Source organism: Micromonospora sp. NPDC048040 (assembly GCF_055587185.1).
Genome location: NZ_JBVJGT010000001.1, coordinates 231,883 through 249,618, shown reverse-complemented (window position 1 = coordinate 249,618; position 17,736 = coordinate 231,883). Strand labels below are relative to the sequence as shown.

General features: G+C 75.4%; 15 protein-coding genes. 8 read left to right on the top strand and 7 right to left on the bottom strand.

Annotation, left to right across the window (positions count from 1 at the left end; genetic code table 11):
• Nucleotides 1–44 precede the first annotated feature (44 nt).
• The 4 genes from infB to rimP all read right to left on the bottom strand — a co-directional run bounded on the left by infB (nucleotide 45) and on the right by rimP (nucleotide 5,225).
• Nucleotides 45–3,041, bottom strand: coding sequence for a translation initiation factor IF-2 (gene infB, locus ACZ6O2_RS01105; protein ID WP_350704990.1), 2,997 nt, complete (start codon nucleotides 3,039–3,041; stop codon nucleotides 45–47).
• 93 nt (nucleotides 3,042–3,134) lie between these two features.
• Nucleotides 3,135–3,467: a YlxR family protein gene (locus tag ACZ6O2_RS01100; RefSeq protein ID WP_350704988.1), complete on the bottom strand. Its 333-nt coding sequence runs from the start codon at nucleotides 3,465–3,467 to the stop codon at nucleotides 3,135–3,137.
• A gap of 16 nt (nucleotides 3,468–3,483) precedes the next feature.
• Entirely contained in the window at nucleotides 3,484–4,527 is a 1,044-nt protein-coding gene (gene nusA / locus ACZ6O2_RS01095) for a transcription termination factor NusA (RefSeq protein ID WP_350704986.1), read from the bottom strand.
• The gene (gene rimP / locus ACZ6O2_RS01090) at nucleotides 4,524–5,225 is read right to left on the bottom strand and encodes a ribosome maturation factor RimP (RefSeq protein WP_466021707.1); all 702 of its coding nucleotides are present in this window, start codon (nucleotides 5,223–5,225) and stop codon (nucleotides 4,524–4,526) included. Before rimP ends, nusA begins: the two co-directional genes overlap by 4 nt.
• A 230-nt stretch (nucleotides 5,226–5,455) precedes the next feature.
• On the opposite strand from rimP, the gene ACZ6O2_RS01085 reads away from it, so the two are divergent.
• From ACZ6O2_RS01085 to ACZ6O2_RS01055, 7 genes are all read left to right on the top strand, one after another.
• Nucleotides 5,456–5,905, top strand: coding sequence for a hypothetical protein (locus ACZ6O2_RS01085; RefSeq protein ID WP_466021706.1), 450 nt, complete (start codon nucleotides 5,456–5,458; stop codon nucleotides 5,903–5,905).
• Nucleotides 5,902–6,354, top strand: coding sequence for a ferritin-like domain-containing protein (locus tag ACZ6O2_RS01080; protein ID WP_466021587.1), 453 nt, complete (start codon nucleotides 5,902–5,904; stop codon nucleotides 6,352–6,354). The genes ACZ6O2_RS01085 and ACZ6O2_RS01080 overlap by 4 nt, the downstream gene beginning before the upstream one ends.
• 64 nt (nucleotides 6,355–6,418) lie before the next feature.
• Entirely contained in the window at nucleotides 6,419–7,006 is a 588-nt protein-coding gene (locus tag ACZ6O2_RS01075) for a PadR family transcriptional regulator (protein ID WP_350704982.1), read from the top strand.
• The gene (locus ACZ6O2_RS01070) at nucleotides 7,003–7,761 is read left to right on the top strand and encodes an ABC transporter ATP-binding protein (protein ID WP_350704980.1); all 759 of its coding nucleotides are present in this window, start codon (nucleotides 7,003–7,005) and stop codon (nucleotides 7,759–7,761) included. The genes ACZ6O2_RS01075 and ACZ6O2_RS01070 overlap by 4 nt, the downstream gene beginning before the upstream one ends.
• The gene (locus tag ACZ6O2_RS01065; RefSeq protein WP_466021586.1) at nucleotides 7,758–10,466 is read left to right on the top strand and encodes an FtsX-like permease family protein; all 2,709 of its coding nucleotides are present in this window, start codon (nucleotides 7,758–7,760) and stop codon (nucleotides 10,464–10,466) included. The genes ACZ6O2_RS01070 and ACZ6O2_RS01065 overlap by 4 nt, the downstream gene beginning before the upstream one ends.
• A gap of 28 nt (nucleotides 10,467–10,494) precedes the next feature.
• The gene (locus ACZ6O2_RS01060; protein ID WP_466021585.1) at nucleotides 10,495–10,995 is read left to right on the top strand and encodes a nitroreductase/quinone reductase family protein; all 501 of its coding nucleotides are present in this window, start codon (nucleotides 10,495–10,497) and stop codon (nucleotides 10,993–10,995) included.
• 100 nt (nucleotides 10,996–11,095) lie between these two features.
• Complete coding sequence (locus ACZ6O2_RS01055) at nucleotides 11,096–11,818, top strand: nucleotidyltransferase domain-containing protein (protein WP_350705133.1); 723 nt, start codon at nucleotides 11,096–11,098, stop codon at nucleotides 11,816–11,818.
• Nucleotides 11,819–11,929: 111 nt separating this feature from the next.
• Here ACZ6O2_RS01055 and ACZ6O2_RS01050 read toward each other — a convergent pair whose 3' ends face one another.
• Both ACZ6O2_RS01050 and map read right to left on the bottom strand, forming a co-directional pair.
• Nucleotides 11,930–12,646 carry a VIT1/CCC1 transporter family protein gene (locus ACZ6O2_RS01050; protein WP_350704974.1) on the bottom strand — a complete coding sequence of 239 codons (717 nt, stop codon included), beginning with the start codon at nucleotides 12,644–12,646 and terminating at the stop codon, nucleotides 11,930–11,932.
• Nucleotides 12,643–13,500 carry a type I methionyl aminopeptidase gene (map, locus tag ACZ6O2_RS01045; RefSeq protein WP_350704972.1) on the bottom strand — a complete coding sequence of 286 codons (858 nt, stop codon included), beginning with the start codon at nucleotides 13,498–13,500 and terminating at the stop codon, nucleotides 12,643–12,645. The genes ACZ6O2_RS01050 and map overlap by 4 nt, the downstream gene beginning before the upstream one ends.
• A gap of 95 nt (nucleotides 13,501–13,595) precedes the next feature.
• Here map and ACZ6O2_RS01040 point away from each other — a divergent pair, with 95 nt between their 5' ends.
• Nucleotides 13,596–13,913 carry an STAS domain-containing protein gene (locus ACZ6O2_RS01040; RefSeq protein ID WP_466021584.1) on the top strand — a complete coding sequence of 106 codons (318 nt, stop codon included), beginning with the start codon at nucleotides 13,596–13,598 and terminating at the stop codon, nucleotides 13,911–13,913.
• Nucleotides 13,914–13,952: 39 nt separating this feature from the next.
• On the opposite strand, the gene ACZ6O2_RS01035 is transcribed toward ACZ6O2_RS01040, so the two are convergent.
• On the bottom strand, nucleotides 13,953–17,615 hold the full coding sequence (locus ACZ6O2_RS01035; protein ID WP_466021583.1) for a SpoIIE family protein phosphatase: 3,663 nt from the start codon (nucleotides 17,613–17,615) through the stop codon (nucleotides 13,953–13,955).
• Between the last annotated feature and the right edge of the window lie 121 nt (nucleotides 17,616–17,736).

Sequence of the window (17,736 nt, the reverse complement as noted above, 5' to 3'; positions counted from 1 at the left end):
TTTACGCCTTTCGGCGTAAACCCCTCGATCAGTGGTTCACCGGATCAGGCGCGAGCCTTCTCCCGCATCTCGAAGGTCTCGATGACGTCGCCGACCTGGACGTTGTTGTAACCACCCAGGGTCAGACCACACTCGAAGCCCTCGCGCACCTCCGTGGCGTCGTCCTTGAACCGCTTGAGCGAGCTGATGGTGAGGTTGTCCGCCACCACCGAGCCGTCGCGCAGCAGGCGCGCCTTGGCGTTGCGCCGGATGATGCCCGACCGGACGATGCAACCGGAGATGTTGCCGACCTTGGACGAGCGGAAGACGTCGCGGATCTCCGCGGTGCCCAGCTCGACCTCCTCGTACTCCGGCTTGAGCAGCCCCTTGAGGGCGGCGTCGATCTCCTCGATGGCCTGGTAGATGACGGTGTAGTACCGGATCTCCACGCCCTCGCGGTCGGCCATCTCGCGGACCTTGTTGGAGGCCCGCACGTTGAAGCCGATGATCGTGACCGCCTCGGACGAGGCGCTCGCGAGCATGACGTCGCTCTCGGTGATCGCACCCACGCCCCGGTGGATGATCCTGAGCTGGACCTCCTCCGGGATGTCGAGGTTGAACAGCGCGTCCTCGAGGGCCTCCACGGAACCGGAGACGTCGCCCTTGAGCACCAGGTTGAGCGAGGTCTTCTCGCCCTCCTTGAGCTGCTCCATGAGCGTCTCGAGGGTGGCCCGGCCACGGGAGTTGGCGAACGCCGCCGCCCGCCGCCGCGCCTGCCGCTGCTCGGCGATCTGGCGCACCGTGCGGTCGTCCTCGGCCGCCAGGAAGGTGTCACCCGCACCCGGCACCGCGGTCAGACCGAGCACCAGGACCGGACGGGCCGGACCCGCCTCGGCGACCTGGTTGCCGTTCTCGTCGAGCATCGCCCGGACCCGGCCGTGCGCCCCACCGGCGACGATCGAGTCGCCCGCCCGCAGGGTGCCCTTCTGCACCAGCACCGTCGCCACCGCACCGCGGCCCTTGTCCAGGTGCGCCTCGATGGCCACACCCTGCGCCGGCCCGTCGATCGGAGCGGTCAGCTCCAGCGACGCGTCGGCGGTCAGCAGGACCGCCTCGAGGAGGTCGTCGATGCCGATGCCCGGCTTCGCCGCCACGTTGACGAACATCGTGTCGCCGCCGTACTCCTCGGCGACCAGCCCGTACTCGGTCAGCTGCTGGCGGACCTTGTCCGGGTTGGCCTCCGGCTTGTCGACCTTGTTGACCGCCACCACGATCGGCACGTCGGCCGCCTTGGCGTGGTTCAACGCCTCGATCGTCTGCGGCATCACGCCGTCGTCGGCCGCCACGACCAGCACCACGATGTCGGTCACCTGGGCACCACGGGCACGCATGGCGGTGAACGCCTCGTGACCCGGGGTGTCGATGAAGGTCACCGCCCGGTCCTCGCCCTCGTGCGGGACGTGGACCTGGTACGCGCCGATGTGCTGGGTGATGCCACCCGCCTCGCCGGCCACGACGTTCGCCTTGCGGATCGCGTCGAGCAGCTTGGTCTTACCGTGGTCGACGTGACCCATGACGGTCACGACCGGCGCACGGCTGACCAGGCGGTCCTCCGCGACCTCGGCGTCGAGGTCGATGTTGAACTGCGCGAGCAGCTCGCGGTCCTCGTCCTCCGGGCTGACGATCTGCACGTTGAAGCCGAGGTGCTCGCCCAGCAACTGCAGGGTGTCGTCGGAGCACGACTGGGTCGCGGTGACCATCTCGCCCAGGTTGAACATCTCCTGGACCAGCGAACCCGGGTTGGCGTTGATCTTGTCGGCGAAGTCCGACAGCGAGGCGCCACGGGAGAGCCTGATGACCTGACCCTGACCCCGGGGGGCACCCGAGCTCATGGTCGGGGCCGACAGGTTGTCGAACTCCTGTCTGCGCTGCTTCTTGGACTTGCGACCACGGGTCGGCCGGCCACCCGGACGCCCGAAGGCACCCGCGGCGCCACCGCCACGGCCACGACCGCCGCCACCGGGACGACCACCGCCACCGGCCGGGGCACCCGGACGGAAACCGCCGCCGGGAGCACCGCCGCCGCCACCACCGGGGCCACCACGGTAGCCACCGCCACCGCCGCCACCACCGGGACCGCCGCGGAAACCACCGCCACCGCCGCCGCCACCGGGGCGGAAGCCACCGCCACCGGGACGACCCGCGCCGCCGCCGGGGCCGCCACGCCCGCCACCGGGACCGGGGCGACCCGTGGTGGGCCGCTGGCTCGGCATGGAAGCCGGGCTGGGCCGGGGCGGCATGGAAGCCGGGCTCGGCCGCGGCGGCATGCCCGCCGGGCTGGGCCGGGGACCGCCGGCACCGGCGGCCGGCGGCCGCTGCTGCTGCTGGCCGCCCTGGATGCCGAACGGGTTGTTGCCGGCGCCGCGCGCCGGCGGCCGACCGCCCGGCCGGGCACCCGGGCCCGGCTGCGGGGCGCCGGGACGACCCGCGGCCGGGGAACCCGGACGGGGCGGCACGGCGTTCGGGCCGGGACGCGGACCCGGACGGGGACCGCCCTCGGTCGGGGGCTCCCGTCGGACGGTCTCCCGCTGCTGCTGGCGGGCGGCCTGCGCGGCCTTGACCGCGGCCTCCTGCTCAGCCTTCAGCGCGGCGGCGCGCGCCTCGGCGGCCGCCACCTCGATGTCGTGCGCGCTCGCCGGCTTGGCGACCGGGGTCGCCGGCTGCGGCGGGCCGGGGACCGGGCCCTTGGGCTTCGGTCCAGGGGTCGGCGCGGCCGGCCGCCGCGGCGGCATCGGCTTGGCCGAGACCCGGGGGGCACCCGGGGTCGGGGACGGCGTCGGGGTCGGTGCCGGGCTCGGGGCTGCCGCCGGAGGGGCGGTCGGCGCCGAGGACCCGCCGGCGGACGCGACGAATGCGCCACGCAGACGCCGGGCGACGGGCGCCTCGACGGTGCTGGACGCGGACTTCACGAACTCGCCCATCTCCTTGAGCTTGGCGAGAACGGTCTTGCTTTCGACCCCGAGCTCTTTTGCAAGCTCGTGTACGCGGGCCTTACCTGCCACTGCACTCCTCACTCCGAGGTCGTGCGGGCAGCACCCGCAGCGACCTCACTCGTGCACTTGAAGCCTGGTCATTTCAGGGACTTCATCGTGTGCTCATGTCGGTCGTCCTACCTTGCTAGCGACCCTCGCCCGGTCGGGCTGACCGGACGTAGTGGTTGGCGCATCGACGTGCTCCGCGAGCTCACCGTGGTCGAGGACCCCGGTGACGCGCAGCGCCCGCCCGAAGGCGCGCCGCCGCACAGCTTGCGCGAAGCAGGCCGGATCCGGGTGCATGTTCGCTCCCCGACCCGGCAGCCTGCGGGCCGGATCGGGCCGGAGGCTGTGACCAGCCTCGTCGCCGACCGCGACGATCCGCAGCAATTCGCTGGCCGGCGCACGTCGCCGGCAACCCACACAGGTGCGCTCCGGCAGCGCGCGTCGTACCACTGGAGAAAGTCTACCCCTAGGCGCCCGAGATCGCGCTGCCCGGCTCCGGGACGTGATCAGCCCCGCTCCGGCCGCTCGCCCCGGCCTGCTCCGCGTCGGACCGGATGTCGATCCGCCAACCGGTCAGCCGGGCAGCAAGCCGGGCATTCTGCCCCTCCCTGCCGATGGCGAGGGAGAGCTGGAAGTCCGGCACCGTCACCCGGGCCGTCCGGGTGGCCAGGTCGACCACCTCGACCCGCAGCGCCTTGGCCGGCGACAACGCGTTGCCGACGAAGGTCGCCGGGTCGTCCGACCAGTCGATGATGTCGATCTTCTCGCCGTGCAGCTCGCTCATCACCGCGCGGACCCGCTGGCCCATCGGGCCGATGCAGGCCCCCTTGGCGTTCACGCCCTGGGTGGTGGAGCGGACCGCGATCTTCGTACGGTGACCCGCCTCACGTGCGATCGCGCCGATCTCGACCGTGCCGTCGGCGATCTCCGGCACCTCGAGCGCGAAGAGCTTCTTGACCAGCGCCGGGTGCGAACGCGACAACGTGATCTGCGGGCCGCGCATTCCCTTGGCCACGTGCACCACCACGCAGCGGATCCGCTCGCCGTGGACGTACCGCTCGCCGGGCACCTGCTCCGACTGCGGCAGGACACCCTCCAGCTTGCCCAGGTCGACGGTGACGATGCCCTTCTCCGCCCGCGCCTCGTGCGCCTGCACCACGCCGGTGACCAGGTCGCCGTCGCGGCCGACGTACTCGCCGAAGTGCACCTCGTCGGTGGCCTCCCGCAGCCGCTGGAGGATCACCTGCTTGGCGGTCATGGCGGCGATCCGGCCGAAGTCGTGCGGGGTGTCGTCCCACTCCCGCACCACCGTGCCGTCGTCGTCCAGCTCCTGCGCGTAGACCAGGGCCGCGCCGGACTTACGGTCGATCTCCACCCGGGCGTGCGCTTCCGCCCCCTCGGTGTGCCGGTAGGCCGTCAGCAGCGCGGTCTCGATCGCCGCGAGGATCGTGTCGAACGGGATCTCCCGCTCGCGCTCGAGTGCGCGCAGCGCCGCGAGGTCGATGTTCACCTCTCCTCGTCCTCCACATCATCTTCGTCGTCGAAGTCGTCGGTGTCGTCCATGTCGTCGGGTTCGTCCGCATCCTCGAACTCGTCGAGGCGGTTGAACTCGACCTGCACCCGGCCGGGGCCGAGCTCGGCGTAGGTCCACGCGGCGCGGCCGGTGTCGGTCTCCAGCACCACGCGTTCGTCGTCGGCCTCGACCACCCGGCCGGTGACCTGCCGGTCGCCGGCGGGCTGCCCGGCGCGCTGCCCGGGCGGGGCGCCCGTGCCGCGGGCGGTCACCTTGACCAGCCGCCCGACGTTACGCCGCCAGTGCCGGGGCAGGGTCAGCGGCCGGTCCACGCCCGGGGAGCTGACCTCCAGCTGGTATTCCCCGGCGACGATGTCGCCCCCGGACTCCTCGGCCGCGTCGAGGGCCGCGGAGACGGCCCGGGAGACCTCGGCGACGGCGTCCAGGTTGATCCCGCCGTCGGCGTCCACGATCACCCGCACCACGTGCCGGCGGCCGGCCCGGGAGACGGTGAGCTCCTCCAGGTCGTAGCCGGCGCCGGCGACCACCGGCTCGATGACCTCACGCAGCCGGGCCCGCCGGGCGGCGAGGTCGCCGCGCGGGCCGCCGGCGCGTTCCCCGCCCCGGGGGGCGTCGGCGCGCCGGGGTCTGCCCGCCGGACCCGTCGACCTCGTGGCACGGCCACGCTGCGTCATCTCCGCACCCTTCTCCTGATCGACGGCGCCCCGATCGGTCGCCATGCCGGCACGCCACCGGAGCTGACGCGCCGGTGGCTGCGCAGAGCGTAACGCGCCTGCCGGGCACCGGACCGGGCGGCGCACCGACGCCGGTGGCCCACGTACGGCCGGTGATGGTGTTGACTTGTCCGGTGGCGACGGACAGACCGACACAACGCGGCGGAGCAACCGGGCATTCCCGGCGAACGGTGCTGCGCGCCGGGGCCCTCCTGGCGCTCGGCGGCGCGACGGCGCCGCTGACCGGCTGTGATCTTCTCGACCGCGACGACGATCCCAGTCCCGGGCCCGACCCGCTCACGCCGCTGCTCGACGAGGCGCTCCGGCTCGCCGCCGGGCACCGCGACGCCGCCGCGGCGCACCCCGCGCTGGCCGGCCTGCTCACCCCGATCGCCGAGGCGCACGGCGCGCACGCGGCCGAGCTGGCCCGGGTGATCGGCGTGCCGCTGCCCTCGGCGCCCGCCGCGACCACCTCCGCCCCGGCGGCCGACCCGGCCGCCGCCCGGGCCGCGCTGCGCGAGCGCGAGCGCACCGGGCGGGAGACGGCGACCAGTGCCTGCGCGGCGGCGCCGGCGGAACGGGCCGCGCTGCTCGCCTCGATCGCCGCCGCCCGGGCCACACACGTGGAGGCACTGAAGTGACCGCACCGACACCGACACCGACCGGGCCGGCCGGGGCGCTGGGCGCGGCGCTCACCGCCGAGTACGCGGCGATCTGGGCCTACGGCCCCATCGGGGTGCGCCTCACCGGCGCGGCCCGGACCGCCGCCCGCGAGGCGGAGGCCGCGCACCGGCGCCGCCGTGACGACCTGGTGATGCAGCTGAGCGCGGGCGGCGGCGCCGTCCCGCCCGACCGGGCGGGCTACGCCCTGCCGTTCCCGGTGACCGACCGGGCGAGCGCGCTGCGGCTGGCCGTCGAGGTGGAGGAGCGCACCGCGGCGTTCTGGCGGGCGGCGGTGCCCGCCACCACCGGCGCCGACCGCGACCGGGCGCTGGCCGCCCTGGTCGAGTACGCCCTGCGGGCGACCCGCTGGCGCCGGACGGCCGGAATCACCCCGCTGACCGTGCCGTTCCCCGGCCGTCCCGCCTGACCGCCGCTGCCGGCGGTGACGCTCCGGTTGCGGGTCGCATACCAGGTATGCATACTCCGGAGCCATGTCCATCCGTCACGGGCTGCTCGCCCTGCTCGAACGCGGCCAGATGTACGGCTACCAGCTCCGCGCCGCGTTCGAGGAGTCGACCGGCTCGACCTGGCCGCTGAACATCGGGCAGGTCTACACCACCCTGTCCCGCCTGGAGCGGGACGGGCTGGTCCGCTCGCTCCCCGAGAGCGAGGCCGGGCAGCGCCCGTACGAGATCACCGACGCCGGGCGGACGGACCTGGCGCTGTGGTTCGCCACCCCGATCAGCCGCACCGACCGGCCCCGCGACGAGTTGGCGATCAAGCTGGCCCTCGCGCTGACCACGCCCGGCGTCGACGTGCGGTCGGTGGTGCAGACCCAGCGCAGCGCGACCATGCGGACGTTGCAGGAGTTGACCCGGTTGAAGTACGCCAGCGACCGCCCGGAGGACCTGCCGTGGCGGCTGGTGCTCGACGCCATGGTCTTCCAGGCCGAGGCCGAGGTGCGCTGGCTGGACCACTGCGAGACGAGCCTGGTGCGCTACCGTCCGACGGGGCCCGGCCGCGCGCCGACGACGCCCGCCGAGGCGGTGGACCGGGCGGACGAGGAGGCGCGACGGTGAGCGTGGGCAGTGGGCCGGCGGGCGGCAGCCCGGCCCCGGCCGTGCTCGACGTGCGCGACGTGCACCGCACTCACGGCACCGGGCCGGCGGCGGTGCACGCGCTGCGCGGCGTGAGCCTCGCCGTCCACCCGGGCGAGCTCGTCGCGGTGATGGGGCCCTCCGGCTCCGGGAAGTCCACCCTGCTGGCTCTCGCCGGCGGGCTGGACGGCCCGACCGCCGGCGAGGTGCTCGTCGAGGGCGAGCACCTCGGCGCCCTGGACCGGCGCCGCCTCGCCCAGGTGCGTCGCCGCCGGATCGGCTACATCTTCCAGGACCTGAACCTGCTCGGCAGCCTCACCGCCGTGGAGAACGTCGCGCTCCCCCTGGAACTCGACGGGACCGGCGTCCGGCGGGCGCGCCGGCTGGCGCTGGACGCGCTGGCCGAGGTGGGCCTGCCGGAACTGGGCGACCGGTTCCCCGACCAGCTCTCCGGCGGCCAGCAGCAGCGGGTGGCGATCGCCCGCGCGCTGGTCGGCGAGCGCCGGCTGGTGCTCGCCGACGAGCCCACCGGGGCGCTGGACTCGCAGACCGGCGAGGCGGTGCTGCACCTGCTGCGCCGACGGGTCGACGCCGGGGCCGCCGCGGTCCTGGTCACCCACGAGGCGCGGCACGCCGCCTGGGCCGACCGGGTGGTCTTCCTCCGCGACGGGGTGCTGGTCGACTCGACGGCCCCGCTGGGCAGCGTGGAGCAACTGCTGACCGGCAGCGGTCGGTGACGGCGGGCCGGGGCGGCCGGCTCGCGGGCGCCGTCGGCTCCTGGTGGGTGGCGCTGCGGATCGCCCGCCGGGAGGCCCGGCGGGCGCGGGGGCGTACGGCGCTGGTGCTCGCGATGATCACGCTGCCGGTGCTGGTGCTGACCTTCACCGCGGTGAGCTGGGACATGTCCGAGCTGACCCGGGCCGAGCGGACCGAGCGGCAGCTCGGTGTCGCCGACGCGGAACTGCTCTGGGTGGCGCGCGGGCCGGTCACCCAGGACTCATGGGGCGATGGCTGGGCGTCCGACCACGACGCGACGCCACCGGCCGGGCGGGTCACCGCCGAACAGGTCACCGCCCTGCTGCCGGCCGGGAGCCGGGTCGTCCCGCTGCGCCGCTGGGTGAGCTTCGACGCCCGGGTCGGCGACCGGGTCGAGCGGGACGTCACCGGCCGCGCCGTGAACCTCGCGGACCCGCTCGGCCGGGGGCTGGCCCGGTTCCGTTCCGGCCGGGCGCCGGCCGGGCCGGACGAGATCGCGGTGAGCCCCGCCGCACTGCGCCGACTCGACGTCCGTCCCGGTGGCACCGTCACGTCCGGGGACGGCTCCCGCTCGTGGCGGGTGGTCGGGGTGGTCGAGTACCCGGACGACCTGGGACCGATCGTCACGCTGCACCCGGCGACCGCCGGCCCGGCGGACGCCGAGCCGGACATGACCTGGCTGGTGGACCTGCCCGGGACGGTGGACGAGGCACTGTTCCGCCGGCTCAACGACCACGGCGTCGTGGTCCACGCCCGCACCCCCGCCCCGCCCTCGGGGGTGGACGTCGTCGGGCCCGAACCGTTCTCCTCGGTCGACGTCGAGGGGATGAGCGTCTCGGTACTCGTCGGCGGGCTGGGGCTGCTGGAGGTGGTGCTGCTCGTCGGCCCGGCCTTCGCGGTCGGCGTACGGCGGCGGCGCCGGGACCTCGCGTTGGTCGCGGTGGCGGGCGGCGACGACGCCCACCTGCGCCGGATCGTGCTGGCCGACGGCGTGGTGCTGGGCGCCCTCGGGGCGGCCACCGGGCTCACGCTCGGCGTCGCCGCCGCGTTCGCCGCCCGGCCGCTGGTCGAGCAGCACCTCTACGGCGCGCGCTTCGGCGGGTACCGCTGCTGGCCGGAGGCCCTGGTGGCGGTCGCGGCCGTCGCGGTGCTGTCCGGCGTGCTGGCCGCGCTGGCCCCGGCCTGGGCGGCGGCTCGGCAGGACGTGGTGGCCGGGCTGGCCGGCCGCCGCACCCCGCCCGCGCACCGGCGGCGCTGGCTCATGGCCGGCGTGTGCATGGCGGCCGGCGGGGCGGCGTTGGCCGCGTTCGGGGCCGCCCGGACGTCGCCGCCGGTGATCCTCGCCGGTCTGGTCCTCGGCGAGTTGGGGCTGGTCTTCGCCACCCCGACGCTGGTCGGCCTGCTCGCCCGGCTCGGGCGGTCGCTCCCGCTGGCGCCCCGGATCGCGCTGCGCGACGCCAGCCGCAACCGTTCCTCGGCCGCCCCGGCGATCTCGGCGGTGATGGCGGCGGTCGCCGGCAGCGTCGCGGTCGGGGTGTACCTGGCCAGCGACCACGCGCGGAGTATGGCGACGTACGAGCCGAGCCTGCCCGTCGGCACCGTGCTGGTGCACCGGGCGGACCTGGACACCGCGCCGGCCCTGGCCCGGGTCACCGAGGCGGCCCGCGACCAGCTCGGCGCCACCACGGTGGCGCCGGTGGCCGGGGTGCGGTGCACGACGGAGGCCGAGCCCTGCTCGGTCGCTCCGGTGCTGCCGCCCCACCGGGCGTGTCCCTGGCCGTTCAGCGACGGCCTGAGCGAGGCCGAGCGGCAGCAGGCCCGCGCGGACGAGCGCTGCCAGGGCCGGCCGGAGGACCTCCACGGCGCGTACTTCCAGGTGCTGGTGGACGACGGCTTGGCCCTGCCGCTGCTCACCGGCGCCGACCCGGCCGACGTCGCCGCCGCGGCCGCCGTGCTGCGCGCCGGCGGCGCGGTGGTGACCGATCCGCGCTACGTGGTGGACGGGCGGATCGAGGTGGTGGTGAACGGGTCGGGACCGGCCGCGCCGGTGACGTCGGCGCCCACAGCCGTCGCCGCGTACGCGCTGCGCACGGGGGTGCCGACGGAACGGCTGCTGCTCTCGCGGCGGGCGGCCGACCGGCTCGGGCTGGCCACCCGCCCGCTCGGCTGGGCCGTCTCGGCCGACGGGGCACCCGACCAGGGCCGGCGGGACCGGTTCGCCACCGCGCTGCGCCCGCTCGGCGCCCACGTGGAGATCGAGCAGGGCGACCGGTCGGGCGACGGGCGGCCGGTGCTGCTCCTGCTGGCCGCCGCGGCCGGGGTGATCACCGTGGGCGCCGCCGGCATCGCCACCGGGCTGGCGGCGGCCGAGGGGCGCGCCGACCTGTCCACACTGGCCGCGGTGGGCGCCGGTCCCGGCCTGCGCCGGCTCCTGTCGCTGTGCCAGGCGGGGGTGGTCGCCGTGCTGGGCTCGGCGCTCGGCATCGTCGCCGGCCTCGGCTCGGCCGTGATCATCCTGACCGCCCTGAACCGCCGGTACGCCGGCTCGTGGCCGGTCCAGGACCCGTACCCGGTGGTGGTCCCGTGGACCACCCTCGGCGTCCTGGTGGTGGTGCCGCTGGTCGCGATGCTCGGCGCGGGACTGTTCACCCGGTCCCGGCTGCCGGTCGAGCGACGCCTCGACTGAGCGGCCGGGACCGGGCACACTGGTGCCCGTGCCCGTCCTGGGAGCCCTCACCCGCCGCGTCGGCCACCATCGCTGGTTCGGCGCCGCCGTCCGCCTGCTCGTCCCCGCCGACCGGGTGGTCGGGCGGCTCACCCGGGGCCGGGTGGTCGCGCTGGGGCTCGTCCCGTCGCTGGTCATCACCACCACCGGCCGGCGCTCCGGCCGGCCGCGCAGCAACCCCCTGCTGTACGTGCCCGACGGCGGCGCGTACGTGGTGGTCGGCACGAACTTCGGCCAGACCCACCAGCCGGGCTGGGCGCTGAACCTGCTCGCCGACCCGGCCGCCGAGGTGGACGTGAAGGGCCGCCGGGTCCCGGTGCGCGCCGAGGCCGCCACGGGCGCCGAACGGGAACGGTTGTGGCGGCTGCTGGTCGACCAGTGGCCCGCCTACCAGACGTACGTGCGGCGGGCCGGCGGCCGGGAGATCCTCCTCTTCCGGCTGGTCCCCACCGGGCGCGGCGGGCCGGGCGGGTCGGGCGGGCGCGACTAGGCTGGTGCGGTGACCTGCGCCGCCGCGACACCGCGGGCCGGCTCGTGCCGGGCGGCCCGGTCGGCGAGGGCGTGAGGTGGTCGGCGTGGACGTGGACGGCATGGCCTCCGGTGGCGACCCGCACCTGGGCGATCCACGGTGGGCGGTGGCCGAGCGGGTCGCCGACGCCGCCCGCCGGCGCTTCCCGGCCGACGTGCTCGCCGTCGCCGTGCACGGCCCGCTCGCGCACGGCGACGACGACGGCGGCGGGGACGGCGAGGTCGGGCTGCTGGTGGTGACCTACCGGCCCGGCGGCGGCCCGCCCCCGGCGACCCGGCGGGTCGACGGCGTGCTGGTCGACCTGACCGTGGCCGGCGCGGACGACTACCTCCGCCAGGCCCGGCTGATCTCCCCGCTCTGGCCGCTGACCGCCGACCGGTACGTCAGCACCCGGGCGCTGCACGACCCGACCGGCTGGCTGCGCACGCTCCGTGACGAGCACCTGGGCCGGCTGGCCCGCGCCCGGCCGGCCGAGTTCAGCACGGCGGCCCGGCAGGCGTGGTACAGGGGCAGCGCGGCGCACGCCCGGGCGGCCCGGCTGGCCGAGTGGTACGAGACCGACCAGGCCCTGCTGATGCTCGGCGAGGCTCGGCTGGCGGCGGCCACCGTGAACGGCCTGCTCAGCCGCACCTACTTCCGTGACCCGGGGGACGCCGTGCGGCGCACCGGCCTGGCCGGCGCGGACATGACCGAGGTGGGCGCCGTGCTGGCCCGCCAGGCGGCGGAGTTGGCCGCGCGGGGCCGCCCCGTCGACGGCACGGTCGACGACCTCCTCGACGGCTGACCCGCCGCGCGGCGGCGGGACTTGCCGCCCTTGCCGACGAGCCGGAGCGCGGACGACCGGCTCTGCGCCGACCCGGGGGCGCGGCGGCGTCAGCCGAGGGCGCGGCGGGCGTCAGCCGAGGGCGCCCTGGACGCCGATGAGGGCGCCGACGAGATAGGTGGCGCCGGCCGCCGCGGCGCCCAGCAGGAGCTGGCGCAGGCCGCCGGACCACCAGGGCCGGGCGGTGAACCGGGCGACCACCGCCCCGGCCGCGAAGAGCCCGAGCCCACCGACGGCCAGCGCCAGCCAGAGGCTGGTCGAGCCGAACAGGTAGGTCAGCAGCGGCACCAGGGCCCCGACCGAGAAGAACAGGAACGACGAGATCGCGGCCGCCCACGGGCTGGGCTGGTCGTCGGGGTCGACGCCCAACTCCTCCCGGACGTGCACCCGCAGCGCCTCCTCCGGGTTGCGCCGCACGGCCTCGGCGACCTGCATGGCGAGGTCGTGCGGCAGGCCCCGGGCGACCCACGCCTCGGCCAGCTCGCGCGCCTCCGCCTCGGGGTGCCGCTCCAGCTCGCGGCGTTCCTTGGCCACCTCGGCCGCGACCTGCTCGTTGGCCGAGCGGACGCTCGTGTACTCCCCCAGCCCCATCGAGATGGCGCCGGCCACCAGGCCGGCGGTGCCGGTGAGCACGATGCTGCGGGGCGACACCCCGCCGCCGCCGACGCCCGCGATCAGGGCGATGTTGGTGACGAGGCCGTCCATCGCGCCGAAGACGGCGGGCCGCAGCCAGCCGCCGGACACGTCCGCGTGGTGCGCCTCGCGGAGCGCCGCAGGGGTGTCGGTCACGGCAGTGTGAGGATCTCGTGGCCGTCCTCGGTCACCACGATGGTGTGCTCGAACTGCGCGGTCCACCTGCGGTCCTTGGTGACCACCGTCCAGCCGTCGTCCCACATGTCGTACTGGTGGGTGCCGAGGGTGATCATCGGCTCGATCGTGAACGTCATCCCCGGCTCCATCACGTCGGTCGGGCGGGGGCTGTCGTAGTGCGGCACGTAGAGCCCGCTGTGGAAGGACTCGCCGATGCCGTGGCCGGTGAAGTCGCGGACCACGCCGTAGCCGAAGCGCTTCGCGTACGACTCGATGACCCGGCCGACCACGTTGATCTGGCGGCCCGGGGCGACCGCGCGGATGCCGCGCATCATCGCCTCGTGGGTCCGCTCGACCAGCAGCCGGGCCTCCTCGCTGACCTCGCCGACGCAGAAGGTGGCGTCGGTGTCGCCGTGCACCCCGTTGATGTACGCCGTGACGTCGACGTTGATGATGTCGCCGTCGGCGAGCACGGTGGAGTCGGGGATGCCGTGGCAGATCACCTCGTTGAGGCTGGTGCAGCAGGACTTGGGGAAGCCCTTGTAGCCCAGCGTCGACGGGTAGGCGCCGTGGTCGCAGAGGAACTCGTGCACGACCCGGTCGATCTCGTCGGTGGTCACGCCGGGCTTGCAGTGCTCACCCGCGAGCTGGGTGGCCTGGGCGGCGAGCCGACCCGCGATCCGCATCTTCTCGACGGTCTCCGGGGTCTGCACGTGCGAGCCGCGCCACTCCTGGGGACGCTTCTTGCCCACGTACTCCGGGCGGACGATGTGGGCGGGCACGGGCCGCAACGGGGAGAGCGTGCCTGGGGTCAGCGGCGCACGGACGGTCATGACGCAAGCCTATCGCCGCGGGGCCGGGCGGCCCCCGCCACCGCCCGCCCGGCCCGGTTGTTGCCGCGCCCGGGAGGCTGTGCCATTGTGGCTGCGTGGATCAAGGGGACGGCGTGCCTCCCGTATTCTCCGCCAGCGCGGAGGCCGACGGTGGTCACGTCCGCGTCGTGGTGACCGGCGAGGTCGACATGGCCACCGCCGACACGATGGTCCAGACCGTGCTGCGGGAGCCGGCCGAGCGGGTGACGCTCGACCTGCGGGCGGTCACCTTCTTCGACTCGGCGGCGATCCACGCCGTGGTCCGGCTCGCCCAGCAGTTCCCCGACGCCCTCGCCGTCCTGCCGTCCCGGCAGGTCCGCCGCGTGCTGGACATCGCCGGCCTGGGCGAGCAGACCTGGCTCCGTCCGGCCTGACCTCGGGCCGCGCCGCTCCGGCCGCCGCCGGGCGGGTGCTCAGTCCGCCAGCCGCCGGCGCAGCGTCACCTCCGTCCCCTCGGGGGTACGCGTGACCGACAGCTCCCCCAGCGCCTTGATGAGGGACAACCCCCGCCCGCGGAAGCCCGACCCGGTCGACTCCCGCCACCGCCCGCTGTCGCGCACGGTGGCCACCACGGTGCGATCCTCGATGACCACCTCGACGGCGATCGTCGGCTCCGTGGGGTCGACGGGGTGCTCGATGGCGTTGGCGGCCGCCTCGGAGACGGCGACGGTCAGGTCGAACAGGTCCGTCTCGTTGACGGAGTGGGCGACGAGGAAGTCCTCCAGCCGCTTGCGCAGCGCGCTGAGCCGGGCGGGGTCGGCCGGCAGCCGCAGCGCGAACCGGTCGAGTTCCGCCGCCTCCAGGGCCAGCACCGCGACGTCGTCGCGCAGGGGCCGCCCGGCGATCCGCCGGACCACGGCGTCGATCACGTCCGTCACGTGCTCGCCGGGCGTCGCCGCGTCCTGCCTGAGCCGGGCCAGCGCGTCGTCGATGTCGAGCTGCCGGTCCTCGATCAGCCCGTCGGTGTAGAGCAGCAGCCGGCTGCCCGGGGTCAGCTCCCCCTCGTGCGTCCGGTAGGACGTGTCCGGGATCGCCCCGACGGGCGGGCCGAGCGCCCGGTCGTGCAGGAACGTCACGTCGTCTCCCCGGATCAGCAGCGGCGAGGGGTGTCCGGCGCTGGCGTACCGCAGCCGGCCGGTGCGCGGGCTGAACCAGAGGCAGACCACGGTGGCGAAGGAACGCCCCTCCGTCGTCCCGACCAGCCGGTTGAGCCGGGTCAGCGACTCCCCCGGGTCGAACCCCTCCAGCACGTACGCCCGCAGCGCGTTGCGGAGCTGGCCCATCGCCGCGGCCGCGCGGACGCCCTTGCCCATTACGTCGCCGATGGCCAGCACCAGCTCGTCGTCGCACAGGGCGACGACGTCGTACCAGTCTCCGCCGACCTCCACCTCGGCGCTGCCGGGCAGGTAGCGGCTGGCGACGACGGCGCCCGGCAGTTGCGGCAGCGACCGGGGCAGCAGGCTGTGCTGGAGCGTGGTGGCGATGCGGTGCTCGGCCTCGTAGAGCTGGGCGTTCTCCAGCCGCACGCCGACCAGCCGGGCGAGCTGGGTGAGCGCGGCCTCGTCGGTGCGGGCGCCGTCGCCGTCCGGCCGCCAGACCCGCAGCTCGCCGAGCTGCTCGCCGACGGTGCCGGTCAGCGGCAGCACGAAGGACGGCTCGACGGGGGCCGACCCGCCGCCGTCGGCCTCGAAGCGCATCCCGGTCGCCGAGACCACCACCCGGGCGGCCTCGGCGAGGCTGAGCGCGTGCCGCGCGGCGACCTGGAGCACGTCGGCCGTGGATCGGGCGGTGTTGACCGCCACCGCGGCGTCGGCCAGCGCCCGTAGCCCGCGGATGATCTGGCCGCGGAGCTGGCCCAGCTCGACGTTGGCCCGGACCCGCGCGATCAGCTCCTGGCCGGAGAAGGGCTTGGTGAGGTAGTCGTCGGCGCCGGCCGAGAGCCCGGCGACCGCCTCGGCGGAGCCGGCGCGGGCCGAGAGCAGCACGATCGGCACGTGCCGGGTACGCGCGTCCGCACGCAGCGCGGCGACCAGCCCGAAGCCGTCCAGCCGGGGCATCATCACGTCGGTCAGCACCAGGTCGAACGCGCCGTCGACGGCCAGCCGCAGCGCCTCCACGCCGTCGGTCACCGCGACCACCTCCCACGACGGGGAGAGCAGCCGGGTGACGTGTTCGCGCAGGTCGGCGTTGTCGTCGGCGACCAGGATCCGCCCGGCGGCGCCCGATCCGGCCACCCGGGTCGCCCCGGCTCCCGCGGCGTCGGCCCAGCGGGCGGTCTCCGCCACGTACAGGTCGGCCCGCACCAGCTCGACCGGCGCCGGGGGATCGGCGTCGGCGACCCGTTCGGGCGGCAGGTGCCCGGTGCCGAAGGGGACGGTCACGGTGAACGTGCTGCCCTCGTCGACGCGGCTGCTGACGGCCGCCTCGCCGCCGTGCATCTCGACCAGCTCGCGGACCAGCGCCAGACCGATCCCGGTGCCCTCGTGGGTGCGCGAGCGCGCCCCCGGCACCCGGTGGAAGCGCTCGAAGACCTGCGGAAGTTCCTCGGGGACGATGCCGACGCCGGTGTCGGCGACCTCCAGCCGGGCGGCGCCGTCGACGGCGTGGACCCGCACCCGGATCTCCCCGTCGAAGGTGAACTTCACCGCGTTCGACACCAGGTTGAGGACGATCTTCTCCCACATGTCCCGGTCCACGAAGACCGGTGCCGGCAGCGGCGGGCAGTCCACCACCAGGCGCAGCCCGGCCCGCTCGGTCGCCGAGCGGAACGTGCTGGCCAGCCGGGAGGTGTAGTCCGCCAGGTCGGTCGGCTGGTAGTGGGCGGCCAGCCGACCGGACTCCAGCCGGGAGAAGTCGAGCACCGTGTTGACGAGCTTGAGCAGCCGCAGCGCGTTGCGGTGCATGGTGGTGAGCCGGTCCGTGTACGCCTCGGGCAGCGCCGGGTCGGCGAGCAGGTCCTCCAACGGGCCGAGCACCAGGGTCAACGGGGTGCGGAACTCGTGGCTGATGTTGGCGAAGAAGTTGGTCTTGGCCCGGTCGAGGGCGGCCAGCTCGGCGGCGCGGGCGCGCTGGTGCTCGTACGCCTGCTGCTTGCCGACGGCCCGGGAGACCTGCGCGGCGACCAGGTCGAAGAAGTCGCGGTACTCGTCGGTCAGCGGCAGCCGGCGGGCGAGGCCGACGACCAGCGTCCCGACGGTCTCGCTCGCCGCGGTGACCGGCAGCACCAACGCCCGCTCGGTCGCGTCGGCCGGGACCGGGGCGAGCAGGTCCCTCACGGCGACGGTGGTGGCGGCGCCGCCGGCGGCGACCTCGGCGAGCGACGCCGGGGACGGCGTGGTGACCGCCGCGGCGTCGACGCCGCTGCGCCCCGACAGCGCGAGGCGGCCGGTGTCGTCGGGCAGGTGCACCAGGGCGAACGGCACGTCCGGCCGGTGCCGGTCGAACACCGCGGCGGCGGCCCGGCCCAGCTCCGCCGTGCTGCCCACCTCGGCCAGCTCGCTGCCCAGCTCCGCCAGCAGCCGCAGCCGGCGCTCGCCGAGCACCCGGCCGGTGGTCTCGTTGACGATGCAGAAGATGCCGTCGACGGTGCCGTCGGCGCCCAGGATCGGGTCGTACGAGACGTCGAAGTACGTCTCCTCGAGGAAGCCGTGCCGGTCGAGCGGGAAGGGATGGTCCTCTGCCCGGTACGACCGGCAGCCGCGCCGGACGCCCTCCAGCAGCGGCCCGAGCACGTCCCAGGTCTCCGCCCAGTGCTCGCGGGCCGGCCGGCCCAGCACGTCCGGGTGCTTGCCGCCGATCGTCGGCCGGTAGGCGTCGTTGTAGAAGGCGAGCTGCTCCTCGCCCCAGAACATGACGATCTGGGCGCTGGAGGCGAGCATCATGCCGACCGCCGCGCAGAGCGCCGCCGGCCAGCGGTCCGGGGTGCCCAGCGGGGTGGTGGACCAGTCGAACGCGCGCATCCGCTCGCCCATCTCGCCGCCGGCCGCGAACGCCGCGGCGAGCAGCGGGGGAAGCTCCGCTTCCCGGACGCGGTCGGGCGGGCACCCCTCGTCCACGCCCCCCTGGGCCGAGCTCATGCAGCCTCCCGCTCCGGCCTACCCGCCTCGGCCCGATGATCCATCCGGCCGTGCCCCGCTCAATACCCTGACGGGCCGGCAACGTAACGCATGCCACGCCTTGGTCGCTGGTTACGTCCGC